This is a genomic window from Bradyrhizobium sp. SZCCHNS30572 (assembly GCF_032484415.1).
In the GTDB taxonomy this organism is placed as follows: domain Bacteria; phylum Pseudomonadota; class Alphaproteobacteria; order Rhizobiales; family Xanthobacteraceae; genus Bradyrhizobium.
Map to the genome: position 1 here is coordinate 60,224 of NZ_JAUESY010000010.1, position 12,467 is coordinate 72,690.

Sequence of the window (12,467 nt, forward strand, 5' to 3'; positions counted from 1 at the left end):
AGGATGCGCTTAGCGAGTCTTGATTTCGTGGTGGAGTTTTGCCCGGCCTTGGGCAGGGGATCACCGCCTCGTCCAGCACGGAACTCATGAGTTCCACTTCGCCGGGATGCCGGTTCCCGTGCCGCCACGTTCATCTCCTCTCTTACGGTCGCACTCTACAGAACCTGCTGCCTGCTCATCTCAACGAGATTGAAGCGCGTCGCGCGGCGATTTTGAAGTTATTCTCAAGTCCAAACTCTGCAAACGTTGCTCAGAATTAGCCGCAACACTAGCCAGTTACCTGCTCAAGTTAACATGTGAGAAGTCGGGAACATGATCGAGCTGCGGCGCCTGGCCGCCTCCCGCGTGACGGGAGTTTCTCGGAGTTGACTTGGATCAGTCCGGAGGACGTACTCTTCAGTATTCAAGCGAGCCGTGAGCGAGGACAGACCGATGAACTTGGACCGATCCGTGAGCCTATTGAGCCGGGCTCCCGTCATTCGTACGGACGATCCGGAGGCGATGGAGCACGCGTTGCGTACGGTCTACGGGGCAACTGGCTTCGCAGTCACCAAGGCAGATGGCTTCCAGGGGGTGGGCAACTACCTTCAGCTTGCGAATATCGGCCTTGGCTTTTGTGCCTATGGCGGGGCGAGGGCGGTCGTCAAGTTCCCGGAAAGCGACTACGCGCGCCTGCAAATTGGCCTCAAAGGCAGCGCTTTGACCGTTCTGAATCGCACGGCGATCGCGATAACCGAGCGGCAGTCCTGCATAGTTGCGCCTGGCGAACCCAACAGGATTGTGTTCGAGCCAGGTTATGAGCAGCTCATTCTTCGAATAAGCGCGAGGGCGTTGGAGCAGACATTGACGACGCTGCTCGGTGCAAAGCCAGCCGGTGTCCTCAAGTTTGATCCCATAGCGGCTGCGGTGCAGCCGAACGCTCTGGTCTTGCGCGATCTGGCGATGTTCCTCGCTCATCAGCTGGATGCGACGGCGACAGAGCTGCCGCGCGCGGTGCTGGCCGAACTGGAGCAGGCTCTCATCGTTTCCTTCCTGTCGGCTCACCGCCACAATTTCAGCGAGCTGTTGGAGAGAGCCGAAAAGGATGTCGTGCCGCGGATCGTCCGGCTGGCCGAGGAGTATATCGAGGCCTCTTGGGACCGCGCCATCACGATCGAGGCGCTGGCTTCGCAGACAGGCGTCAGCATCCGCGCGCTCTATACTGCGTTCAAGAAGAGCCGCGGATACTCGCCGATGGCGTTTGCGAAAACGGTGCGATTGCGACGGGCAAAGCAGATGCTCTCGGGGGCAGATCAGCGCACCTCCGTCTCTGCAGTCGCCTACAATTGCGGCTTCGGAAATCTCGGACACTTCGCAAGAGACTATCGCGAGATGTTCGGTGAGCTTCCATCCGAAACTCTGTTGCGCTCGCGACGAGCCGCCTAGCTCGCCTTACAGAAGCGTCGGTCAGGCCAGTCCCAATAGCGCTTGGGCAGCGGCGAAGCAAAGCGCGGGTCGCCAACTCAAGCTGAGAGCCAATCATGATGACGCCGTCCGACTGCGGCGAGGCGCCAAGAAGCGGGTCAGGTCTTTCGAATATTCTCGTCTCGTAGAAAGCGCCGCGCTTTTCAACTTGTTCGGGTCACGTTCACCTGACGTCGCTGCTGGATATACGCGTAGCGAGCTTCAACTTCATGGCGGATATTCTCTCGGGGGTAGGCGGGAGGGTTGCCGCGTCGTCCAGCGCAGACCTCATGAGATGAGGCAAAGTAGTAATCTGGAAGGAAATTGAAGCGCGTCGATGAAGAAGATGGAACTGCGACACCTCGCCGCTGACCGGTGTTTTCCCGGAGTATCAGTTCGGTCAAACCGAGGTACCATCTTCCGATGAACCTAGATCAATCCGTAAGCCTGCTGAGCCGCGCTCCCGTCATTCGTACAGACGATCCGGAGGCGATGGAGCACGCGTTGCGTACCGTCTACGGGGCAACTGGCTTCACAGTCACCAAGCCAGATGGCTTCCTGGGGGTGGGCAACTACCTTCGGCTTGCGAATATCGGCCTTGGCTTTTGTTCATATGACGGGGGAACGTCGGTCGTTAAGTTCCCGGAGGGCGACTTCGCGCGCCTGCAAATTGGCCTCAAAGGCAGAGCTTTGACCGTTCTAAATCGCACGGCGATCGCGATAACTGAGCGGCAGGCCTGTATAATTCCGCCGGGTGAACCGATCAGGATTGTGTTCGAGCCAGGTTATGCGCAGCTCATTCTTCGAATAAGTACGGGGGCGCTGGAAAGGTCGTTGACGACGCTCCTGGGCGCAAAGCCGGCTGGCGTCCTCAGGTTTGATCCCATGGCGGCTGCGGTGCAGCCGAACGCTCTGGTTTTGCGCGATCTGACGATGTTCCTCGCTCATCAGCTGGATGCGACGGCTACAGAGCTGCCACGCGCGGTGCTGGCCGAACTGGAGCAGGCTCTCATCGTTTCCTTCCTGTCGGCTCACCGCCACAATTTCAGCGAGCTGTTGGAGAGAGACGAAAAGGACGTCGCGCCGCGGATCGTTCGGCTGACCGAAGAGTATATCGAGGCCTCTTGTGGGCGCGCCATCACGATCGAGGAGCTGGCATCGCAGACAGGCGTCAGCATCCGCGCGCTGTATGCGGCGTTTAAAAAAAGCCGCGGATACTCTCCGACGACGTTTGCAAAAACGGTGCGATTGCGACAGGCAAAACAGATGCTCTCGGGGGCGGATCAGCGCACCTCCGTCTCTGCAGTCGCCTTCAATTGCGGCTTCGGAAATCTCGGACACTTCGCAAGAGACTATCGCGAGATGTTCGGTGAGCTTCCATCCGACACTCTGTCGCGCGGGCGGCGAGCCGCCTAGCTCGCCTGACAGAGGCGCCGGGCAGGACCATTCCAAAGAGCGCCGGGGCCAGCAACGCGCGGTGGGCAGGTTGTGCCCGGCGAAGCTTGCTGATGATGTCCAGTATTCGCAGCCAGGCTGGGCCACCGTGCTGGGTCTGGAGGCAAAGCGACCGAACTGCGACATTACGGGCGACGTGTCATAGTCATGCGCTCGGCGGCGGACATGCTGCAGGGCGGGTCAAGGCGTGCACGCGGCCATTCGCCGCTAGCGACATGCCATGGCGATTCACGCACCTCCCGCTCGGCGATGGGGGGCAGCTGCACCCCCGCTTGCCTGGCCTGCGATTGAAGGCTCCGCAGGCTGCGACCGGCCTGCCACACCAATACAGCCAATCGTCCATATGCCGTGCCGTCGCCGGGCGCGTGCATTGTCAGGAGCCCTTATGGCGATTAAAGATTCCGACCCAGACCGCGTCGGCACCGCTAGCCTTCCCGCGCGGTCGCGCATTCGATGAGGCCGCCATGCATCTTGCCCATGATCCCACAGCGCCGGTGGCGGCAGGGATCAGCTTCGACCAGTTCCTGGCCGTCGACATCCGCATCGGCACCATCGTCGCGGCCGAGCCCTATCCGGAGGCGCGCAAACCGTCGCTGAAGCTGACCATCGATTTCGGGCCCGGCATCGGCACCAGGCGCTCCAGCGCCCAGATCGCCACGCTCTACGATCCGGCCACCCTGGTCGGCTGCCAGGTGGCCGGCGTCGTCAACTTCCCGCCGCGCCAGATCGGCAAGTTCATGTCCGAGGTGCTGACGCTCGGCTTTCCCGATGAACAGGGCAACGTCGTGCTGTTCCAGCCCGACAAGCGCGTGCCGAACGGCGCGCGGCTGTTCTGACGCGCGGAGAGCGGACCGTCATGGATATGCTGCTCGAACCTGTTACGCTGCCGCCGTTCCCCGAAGGCCTCAGGATTTCGCTCAGGCAGATGCATCTTCTCAAGGCTCCCATGGGCGGCACCCTGGTGACCGGCGGCGCCACCTTCCGCGTGTTCGCGCCGCATGCCAAGGCGGTCTACGTCTCCGGCCCGTTCAACGACTGGGCGCAGGATGCGAGCTGCCGGCTGGCGCCGATCGGCAACGGCCATTGGGCAATCTTCGTGCCGTCTCTGAAGGACGGCGACGCCTATATGTACTTCGTCGAGGGCGAAGGCAGCTCCGGCTACAAGCGCGACCCGCATGCACGGCTGCTCACGGTCGATCCACCGTTTCCGCAGGCGCATTCGGTGCTGCGCAATCCGCACGCCTTTCCCTGGCACGACACCGACTACACGCCGCCGCCCAACAACGAGCTCGTGATCTATCAGCTCCATGTCGGCACCTTCGACATGAAGGCGGGCAATCCCGACGGCTGCTTCTTCGACGTGATCGAGCGCGTGCCGCATCTGGCGAAGCTCGGCGTCAACGCGATCGAGCTGCTGCCGGTGCAGGAATTCCCGACCATGTTCAGCATGGGTTACAACGGCACCGACCTGTTCAGCCCGGAGACCGAGTACGGGGAGGCAGAAGACGCGCATCTCGCAGCCTACTTCAAACGCACCAACGAGATCCTCGTCGCAGCCGGCGCGACACCTTACGCCGATATCGGCGTGGTGCGTCACTGCGACGACCAGCTCCGCGCGCTGATCGACGTCTGTCATGTCCATGGCATCGCCGTGCTGTTCGACGTCGTCTACAACCACGCCGGCGGCGGTTTTGACGAGAGCAGCATCTGGTTCTTCGACCGTCAGGCCTATGGCGATCCCAATCGCAGCCTGTATTTCACCGATCAGGGCTGGGCGGGCGGCCAGGTGTTCGCCTACTGGAACGCCGACGTGCGGCGGTATCTCGTCGACAACGCCGTGATGTTCTATCGCGAGTATCACGCCGACGGCCTGCGTTTCGACGAGGTCAGCGTGATGGACCGCTTCGGCGGCTGGGCGACCTGCCAGCAGCTCACCGAAGCGCTGCGCGCGGAGAAGCCGGATGCGATCCAGATCGCGGAATACTGGCCGGTGAACCCGTGGGTGGTGAGGGACATCGCGCATGGCGGCGCCGGCTTCGATGCGACCTGGAGCGACGGATTGCGGCTCGCGGTGCGCGGCGCCGTCGCGAGCGCGGCCGGCGGCGCGGGCGCCGTCGTCCCGATGCAGCCGATCGCCGCGGCGATCGCCGATCTCAGCCTCGACAAGCGCTGGCGCGCGGTCAACTCGATCGAGAACCACGACATCGTCTATGCCGGCCGCGAGCCGCGCATCCCGCGCCTCGCCGATCCCGTCGACAGCCGCTGCTGGTATGCGCGCAGCCGCAGCCGCGTCGCCACGGGCCTGTTGCTGACCGCGCCGGGCATCCCGATGCTGTTCATGGGCCAGGAACTGTTCGAGGACAAACCATGGAGCGACACGCCGAACCCCGACACGACGATCAGTTGGGGGCTGCTCGACGGCGAGGACAAGATCACCGCTGATGCGATGCGCTTCACGCGCGAGCTGATCGCGATCCGCCGCACCCATCCGGCGCTGACCGCGGAGGGATGCGCCATCGTCCACGTCCATGACGGCAACCGCGTGCTCGCCTTCCACCGCTGGGACGGCCAGGGCGACGACGTGATGGTGATCGTCAGCCTCAGCGAGACGCCATGGCGCGACTACGCGATCGGCTTTCCGGCAGCGGGGCAGTGGAAGGAGGTATTCAACAGCGACGTCTATGACAACTGGGTCAATCCGGATGTGGTCGGCAACAATGGCGCGGTCAGCGCAGGCGGCCCGCCGCTGCACGGCCAGCCGTGCTCGGCGATGGTGACGATCCCCGCGAATGGCGTACTGGTGTTTGCGCGGGCGTGACGGCCGTAGGGTGGGCCAAGGCGCATCCGCACTCTGTCCACGATCGAGATCGTCATGGCGCCGTGCCCACCATCTTTGCTGATGCGTTCGCGGATGGAAGGTGGGCACGCCGCCGCCTTCGGCGGCCGCTTTGCCCACCCTACGGCAGCGCGCCCGCAGCGACGACCTGTGGAAGATGAACGCTGGTCTTTCCTCCGTCATTGCGAGCGCGGCGAAGCAATCCAGACTTTCTCTGCGGAGGGACTCTGGATTGCATCGCTGCGCTCGCAATGACGTGGTGAGAGCGGGGCGTGTCATGAGCAGATCTACCTGCTGAATCGGACTACACGATCAGCCGGCCCTGTCGCTCCGCGATCCCGATCACCGCTTCTGTCCCCGCATTGAAATCGAGGTGATCCGCCTCGATGCCGTCGGAGAAAATGACGCCGTTCTCGGGCATCAGCGAGCGCAGGCGCAGTGTTTCGGCGCCATTCAGCCCTCCGCAGACCAGGGATGTCTGTGACGTCTTGCTCGGGAACGGCTCGCGCACGGCAAAGCGCAAGCTCCGGGCGTCCCAGGGCAGGGCGGTGTAGTCGCCGCCCGTCGTGGGGCTGCCGAAGTTGCCGGCGATCGCCAGCGCGCCGGTGACGATGCTCTTGAACCACGCAGTCGAGCCGAGTCCGGTCGCGACGATCAGGCCGCTGGAGGACTGCCGCTCCTGATGCTCGCGGGTCGCGATCTCGTAGCGGGCCGAGACATGCGTGCGCGCGCCGATGAAGAGGTCGTTGACCGCATGGAGCACCTGGCCGTCGGCGAGGCTCGCGCGCGCCATGGTCACCGCCTTGGCCGCGCGCCGGTCGGCAGCAACCTCCGGCAGCAAGCTCGCGAGATCGGCCGGCGCGAACGGCAGCAGCACACCGTCATGCCGGGCCGCGTCCGGGTTCAGGCCGAGCAGCGGCTGGCCGTCGAGATATTTCATGGTGTTGGCGACGAGCCCGTCGGGGCCGAGCGCCGCGACGATGTCGGCGGGGCCGAAGATGAAGTTCGGCAGGAAGCCGCGGTCGACGATCTGGTAGCGGCCCCAGCGCTCCAGCGTCTGGACGCTGGTCAAGCGCGCGGCCTGGTAGGCCGCGTGCTCGCGTTCGTAGTCGGAGAAGTCGGCGCCGAGATGCTCGACATAGAAGCGGGCCTGGTCCGCGGTGAGGAATCTGGTGATCAGCTCCTCGAGCCGCGTTCTCCTGACAACCAGCACCACCTTGCGGTCATTGCCGGACACGGGCGGCCTCCGCGGGCTTCTGCATCAGGCTGTTCAGGAGCTCCGGCGAGACGTTCAGCTGCCCGATCTTCTCGGCCTTTTCGGCGAGGCCCGAAAACGCCTGCGCGATCAACTGGCCGGGTTGCATGCCGGTGGCGGCCAGCGCCTGGATCACGCGGGTGTCGACGCCCTCGAAGATCTTCATCAGCGCGCCGACGCGATAGGCTTCGGCATCCGCCAAAGTGCGGGTGTTCGCCGCATTCAGCGACACGAAATCCTTCCGCCTGGCCTCGAGCCCGATATCGGCGACCATGCCGGCCTCGCGCAGCTCGTTCTTCTTCGCGGCGACGCTGGCCTCCGCATCCATCTGCGTCTCGCGGATCGAGCGCTTCTTCTGCTCGACCGCGATCTCCGTGTCGAGCTCGCTCTCGCGGATCGCCCGCTCGCGCTCGACGGCGAAATTGCGCCGCGCGAAGATGGCTTCGTCCGCGGTCCTCAGGATCGCCTCGCGCGCCTCGGCCTCCAGCGCCTTGGCGGTCTCCGGCGTCGGCTTCACCGCGCGCACGGCGACGCCGAGGATCTCCAGGCCCAGCGCCTCGATGTCGGCGCGCCGCTTCAGTCCGGCCGCAATCGTCTCGGCGATGCGGTCGGAGGCGCGCAGCGCTTCCTTCAGGGTCATGTCCTTGACGGCCTGCTGAGCCAGCACCTCGACCGCGCCGAGCACGCGCTGCGGCAGCTCCTCCGGGTCATCAGACTCGTAGGTCTTGCCGTCGCGCTTGAGCGTGAAGTTGAGCATCGCCGCCGCCTTCCTCGGCTCGCCGATGCGGTAGGTCACCTGGCCCTGGATCGTCAGCGTCTGAAAGTCGCGGGCGATCTGCTGGAAGATGAAGGCGGCGTCGCGGCTGCCGATGGGCATCGCGACCAGGGAAGTGGCGGGCCCGTAATAGAAGGTGGAGAGCCCGGCACCCTCCTCGACCACGCTGCCGGCGCGGTACTTGAGGAGATAGGTGGTGGGTTGGGCCTTGATGAAGCGTAAGCCGAACATGGCGGCCTCCTGACGTTCAATGGATAAGTGTGTCACACCAACTTACTAAGTTGGACAGTACAACTAAGTATGCTAGTGTCAAGGGACAAATTCGGGGGCGGACGGTATGGCAGCACGGCAGGGGCAGGGCGGCGGAGCGGCTGCGAGGGCGGGCGGACTGGATTTTCCGCGGCCGCTGACCACGGTGGACATCGTCATCTTCGCGATCCGGCTGGAGGCGCTGCACGTGCTGCTGGTGCGGCGCGGCCACGGCGAGGGAGAGCCGTTCCCGGACGCGTTTGCGCTCCCGGGCGGCTTCGTCGATGTCGACAAGGATCGCGATCTCGAAGCCTGCGCGCGGCGCAAGCTTGCCGAGAAGACCGGCGTGATCAGCACCTATCTGGAGCAGCTCGGCAGCTGGGGCAGTGCGCACCGTGATCCGCGCGGCTGGTCGGCGACGCACGCGTATTTTGCGCTGATCCCGGCGTCAGCGGCGGAGGCCGCGCTCGCGGCCGATGCGCAATGGTTTCCGCTCGTGGGCATGAGCGTGAAGCCGAATCTCGCGTTCGATCATGCCGAGATCCTGCAGGCCGCCGTGCAGCGGCTGCGCAACAAGGTCGAGTACACCTCGCTGCCGGCCTATCTGATGCCGGAGGAGTTCACACTGCCCGAGCTGCAGCGGACTTACGAGATCGTGCTCGATCGTCCGCTGGAAAAGAGCGCCTTTCGCACCCGCATGCTCTCGGCCGACCTCATCGAGCCGATCGCCAAGATGCGCAAGGGGCCGAACCGTCCGGCGCAGCTCTATCGGCTGAAGGCGGCGGCGGCGCCGGTGTATTTCGCCAGAACGTTCAACGCGCCGGATTGACGGCGTGGTCGCCTCTTCCAGCCCCGCATGAGCGAAGCAACATGCGGGTCTCACGCGGAGTCTCGGAGAACCCGGATGTCGCTGCGCTCATCCGGGCCAAACGGCTCCATCTCTCGCCGGTCAGGCCGAGAAATCCACCACCAGCGACTTGCTGGTCGAGCTCGACGAGCTGGTGCCGCTGGCGCTGTAGGATGAGGTCTTGCTGTTGTTCGAGCTCTGCAGCGCCTCGAGCAGCTTCTTCAACAGCTCCTCGACCTGGGACGAGGACGATGAAGACGACGAGGAGGAGGTGCTCGACGTGGTGTCGGTGCTGGACTCATCGCTCGGTGGCGCCGGCGGCGGACCGCCGGCGCCACCCGCGCCGCCCGGACCGCCGGAGAAGGCGTTGGCAAATACGTTCTTCAGCTCGGTCGCCTGGTCCGAGGTCAGCTTGCCGCTGTCGACCTCGCTCTGGATGAGATCGTCGATCTTCGACTGCATCTCCTTGGGCGACGGCGGCGCGCTGGAGCTCGACGATGAAGACGAGCTGCCGCTCTGCAACGCGGAATCGATGTCGTCGAGCGCCGAGGACAGCGCAGTCTGGTCGGCGGAGCTGACCTTGCCGGCCGAGACTTCCTTGGTGAGTTCCTGCTTGAGCAGGTCGAGCGGCGAATATCCGCTCATGGAGGATGCAGAGATCGACGTCATGGCGTGCTCCGGGGTGCGACATCAAACCTGCGCCCAGGTGCGACCGGAACGCTTAACAGCTCCTTGTTCCGTGTTTCTGGATGTGTCCCGCCGCAGGCTGCACACAAAACGAAGCAAGAAAGTCAGCATGGCTGCGTAGCCCGGATGAGCGCAGCGACATCCGGGTTCGGCACGAGCGCCGGTGGCGACCCCGGATGTCGCTGCGCTCATGCGGGCGACGGTCCGCGGCAAGGCGGCATGCCGCCAGCGCAATGCTCCGGCGCGGGAAATGGTGTATCCGCGGGTGACAGGCGGGGCTCTCGCTCGGGATGTCCGCCACAAGGAATAAAGCTCCCGGAGGAACTCCATGTCGGCCCTGCCGCTTTCTGGCATCAAGATTCTCGATCTGACCCGCGTGCTGGCCGGACCGCTGTCCGCGCAGATGCTGGCCGATCTCGGCGCCGAGGTGATCAAGATCGAGCGGCCCGGCACCGGCGACGATGCGCGCGCGTTCGGTCCGCCCTACCTCAGGGACCCCGATGGCAAGGCCAACAACAACAATTCCTTCTACATCTGCGCCAACCGCAACAAGAAGTCCGTCACGGTCAACATCGCCTCGCCGGAGGGGCAGGAGATCATCCGCGCGCTCGCCAAGGACTGCGACGTGTTCATGGAGAACTACAAGGTCGGCGATCTCAAGCGCTATGGCCTGGACTATGAGGCGATCCGCGCCGTCAATCCCGAGGTGATCTATTGCTCGGTCACCGGCTTCGGCCAGACCGGGCCGTATGCACCGCGGGCGGGCTACGATGCGGTCTTCCAGGCCATGGGCGGGCTGATGAGCGTGACCGGCCACATGGACGGCGAACCGGGGGCGGGGCCGATGAAGGTCGGTCCCTCAATCGTCGACTACATGACCGGCATGAACACCTCGATCGGCATCCTCTCCGCGCTGTATCACCGCGACGTCAATGGCGGCGGCGGCCAGCACATCGACGTCTGCCTGTTCGACACCGTGATCGCCTCGCTGTCGCACTATGCCCAGATCTTCCTGATCAACGGCAAGTCGCCGCCGCGCCGCGGCACCTGGGGCAATGGCGGCATGCCGGCCGGCGTGTTCCGCTGCACCGACGGCGAATTGATGCTGGTGGTCGGCAACGACGCGCAGTTCGCGCGCACCTGCGCGGTGTTAGGGGCGCCAGAACTGGCGACCGACCCGAAATTCGTCAGGAACAACGACCGCGTCGTCAACGGCAAGGAGATCATGGCGATCTTTGCCGGCCTGTTCCTGAAGAACTCGGTCGCGCATTGGCTGGAGGAACTGGAGAAGGCGGGCGTGCCGTGCGGGCCGGTCAACGACTTCGCCCACGTGTTCGCCGATCCGCATGTCCGCTCGCGCGGCATGGAGGTGAAGGTCGAACACCCGTTCGAGCCGCATCTGTCCCTGATCCGCAACGCGCTGACCTTCTCCGGTACCCCGATCACCGAGTATCGCGCGCCGCCGCTGCTCGGCGAGCATACGCAGGACGTGCTGTCGGGGCTCGGCTATGATGAAGCGAAGATCGCGGCGCTCAAGCAACGGGGCGTGGTGTAACCGGGGCCAACGCGCCGTAGCTCGGCCGAGCGCAGCGGCATCCGGGATCGCCAGGACCGCCGGTGAAGAACCCGGATGCCGCTGCGCTCAATTGGGCTACGGGCGTTACGTTCGCGGCGAGTTCACGGTCTCAATGGACGTGATGATGCCGTCGGTGCTTCACACGAGGCTTGACGGGGGTGGGCGCTTGCGCCGTCGGCGCGCCAAGCTGCTGCCGCGATTCCTGCAGGCGGCGCTGATAGCCGGGTGAATTCATGATGCTGGCGGCGGCGCCGCGGGCCAGCACCGGCTCGCTGGCGGTCACCATCACGAGCGCCGACGTGACGAAGGCGAGCAGCAGGTTCGGTCGGTGCGTCACGAGTGGACTCCGTGGTGGATGGTGGGATCTCGTCGCCCGGATGAGCGCAGCGATATCCGGGGTTCCACAAGCTGCCGCGATGAACCCGGATGTCGCTGCGCTCATCCGGGCTACGGGCTGCGCGCTGCAATCCTGGCCTTCGACTTTGCCGCCTGATCGCGCGTGGTCAAGCCGAGCACGGCGCCGCGCACCACCCGCGCGATCACATCCTCGACATCGTCGAGGTCGCATCGGCCGTCGGAGAGCTTGGTGAGGCGCTCGCTCTCGCGGATGGTGTGATGCGCCATGGCGAGCGCAAAATGCAGGCCCCAGAACAGATCGACCTCGGAGCTGTCGGGCAGGGCGCGCTGCATTGCGCCGGCGAATTTGCGCAAATGGTCGATTTCCTTGGTCTTGATGCGGCGAATTGGCGGCACCGATTCGATCGAGGCGCGGATCATGAACTGCGCCACCGCCGAGCGTTGGTTCTCAGGGCCAAGGCAGCCGCGCAGGATCGGGCCCACGAGGGCGCGCAGGATGTCGGAGATGTCGGCGCGACCGCCGCCCGCATCCTCGGCTTCACGCAATTCGCGCAGGCGCTCGCGGTTGAGCGCGATCGAGCGGGTCACGAACAGTTCGGCGATCAGCTCGTCCTTGGAGCCGAAATGATAGTTCACCGCGGCGAGATTGACGTTCGCCTCCGCCACGATGTCGCGCAAGGTCACGTCGGAGAAGCCGCGTTCGGCATAGAGCCGCTCGGCGGCGATCAGGATCGCAGTCCGGGTCTGGTCGGTCGCCATGCTCGTTCTCCCGAACGATGAAGCGGGGTGGGAGTTGCGTTTCAAACAATTGTATGAAACTATTGTTTGAGACGGCCGCAATGTCAATCACGGTTCTTCCGTGGGGCGACATTTCGGCGCTGCAGCGACGGTTCGCGCGGTCGTGTCGCGCAAGATCACACTTGCACGGACGCCGTGGGCGGGCCGACACTGCGGCCAAAGTTTCAGAGGAAACACCCAAGGAGAGTC

11 protein-coding genes are annotated in these 12,467 nt (G+C 64.6%); 6 read left to right on the top strand and 5 right to left on the bottom strand.

Going from position 1 to position 12,467, the window contains the following annotated elements; genetic code table 11:
• Positions 1 to 432: 432 nt before the first annotated feature.
• From QX048_RS27395 to QX048_RS27410, 4 genes are all read left to right on the top strand, one after another.
• Positions 433 to 1,425, top strand: coding sequence for an AraC family transcriptional regulator (locus QX048_RS27395; protein WP_315714599.1), 993 nt, complete (start codon positions 433 to 435; stop codon positions 1,423 to 1,425).
• 441 nt (positions 1,426 to 1,866) lie between these two features.
• Positions 1,867 to 2,859, top strand: a complete 993-nt coding sequence (locus QX048_RS27400; protein ID WP_315714598.1) for an AraC family transcriptional regulator — start codon at positions 1,867 to 1,869, stop codon at positions 2,857 to 2,859.
• 503 nt (positions 2,860 to 3,362) lie between these two features.
• Positions 3,363 to 3,734 (top strand): tRNA-binding protein, encoded by a 372-nt coding sequence (locus QX048_RS27405; protein WP_315827318.1) that lies wholly within the window; start codon positions 3,363 to 3,365, stop codon positions 3,732 to 3,734.
• 20 nt (positions 3,735 to 3,754) lie between these two features.
• A complete protein-coding gene (locus QX048_RS27410; RefSeq protein WP_315714596.1) occupies positions 3,755 to 5,716 on the top strand; it encodes an alpha amylase C-terminal domain-containing protein in 1,962 nt (653 codons plus the stop codon).
• 322 nt (positions 5,717 to 6,038) lie between these two features.
• Here the strand turns inward: QX048_RS27410 and QX048_RS27415 are convergent, their stop codons facing one another.
• Positions 6,039 to 6,971 (bottom strand): sugar kinase, encoded by a 933-nt coding sequence (locus QX048_RS27415; RefSeq protein WP_315714595.1) that lies wholly within the window; start codon positions 6,969 to 6,971, stop codon positions 6,039 to 6,041.
• On the bottom strand, positions 6,958 to 7,995 hold the full coding sequence (locus QX048_RS27420) for an SPFH domain-containing protein (RefSeq protein WP_315827319.1): 1,038 nt from the start codon (positions 7,993 to 7,995) through the stop codon (positions 6,958 to 6,960). The genes QX048_RS27415 and QX048_RS27420 overlap by 14 nt, the downstream gene beginning before the upstream one ends.
• Before the next feature lie 106 nt (positions 7,996 to 8,101).
• Here QX048_RS27420 and QX048_RS27425 point away from each other — a divergent pair, with 106 nt between their 5' ends.
• Positions 8,102 to 8,842 (top strand): NUDIX hydrolase, encoded by a 741-nt coding sequence (locus QX048_RS27425; protein ID WP_315714593.1) that lies wholly within the window; start codon positions 8,102 to 8,104, stop codon positions 8,840 to 8,842.
• 120 nt (positions 8,843 to 8,962) lie between these two features.
• On the opposite strand, the gene QX048_RS27430 is transcribed toward QX048_RS27425, so the two are convergent.
• Positions 8,963 to 9,529, bottom strand: coding sequence for a hypothetical protein (locus tag QX048_RS27430; RefSeq protein ID WP_315714592.1), 567 nt, complete (start codon positions 9,527 to 9,529; stop codon positions 8,963 to 8,965).
• Positions 9,530 to 9,875: 346 nt separating this feature from the next.
• Here QX048_RS27430 and QX048_RS27435 point away from each other — a divergent pair, with 346 nt between their 5' ends.
• Positions 9,876 to 11,102 (top strand): CaiB/BaiF CoA-transferase family protein, encoded by a 1,227-nt coding sequence (locus tag QX048_RS27435; RefSeq protein WP_315827320.1) that lies wholly within the window; start codon positions 9,876 to 9,878, stop codon positions 11,100 to 11,102.
• 130 nt (positions 11,103 to 11,232) lie between these two features.
• Here QX048_RS27435 and QX048_RS27440 read toward each other — a convergent pair whose 3' ends face one another.
• Both QX048_RS27440 and QX048_RS27445 read right to left on the bottom strand, forming a co-directional pair.
• Entirely contained in the window at positions 11,233 to 11,460 is a 228-nt protein-coding gene (locus QX048_RS27440; protein WP_315827321.1) for a hypothetical protein, read from the bottom strand.
• A gap of 110 nt (positions 11,461 to 11,570) precedes the next feature.
• A complete protein-coding gene (locus QX048_RS27445) occupies positions 11,571 to 12,239 on the bottom strand; it encodes a TetR/AcrR family transcriptional regulator (RefSeq protein WP_315827322.1) in 669 nt (222 codons plus the stop codon).
• Positions 12,240 to 12,467: the final 228 nt, after the last annotated feature.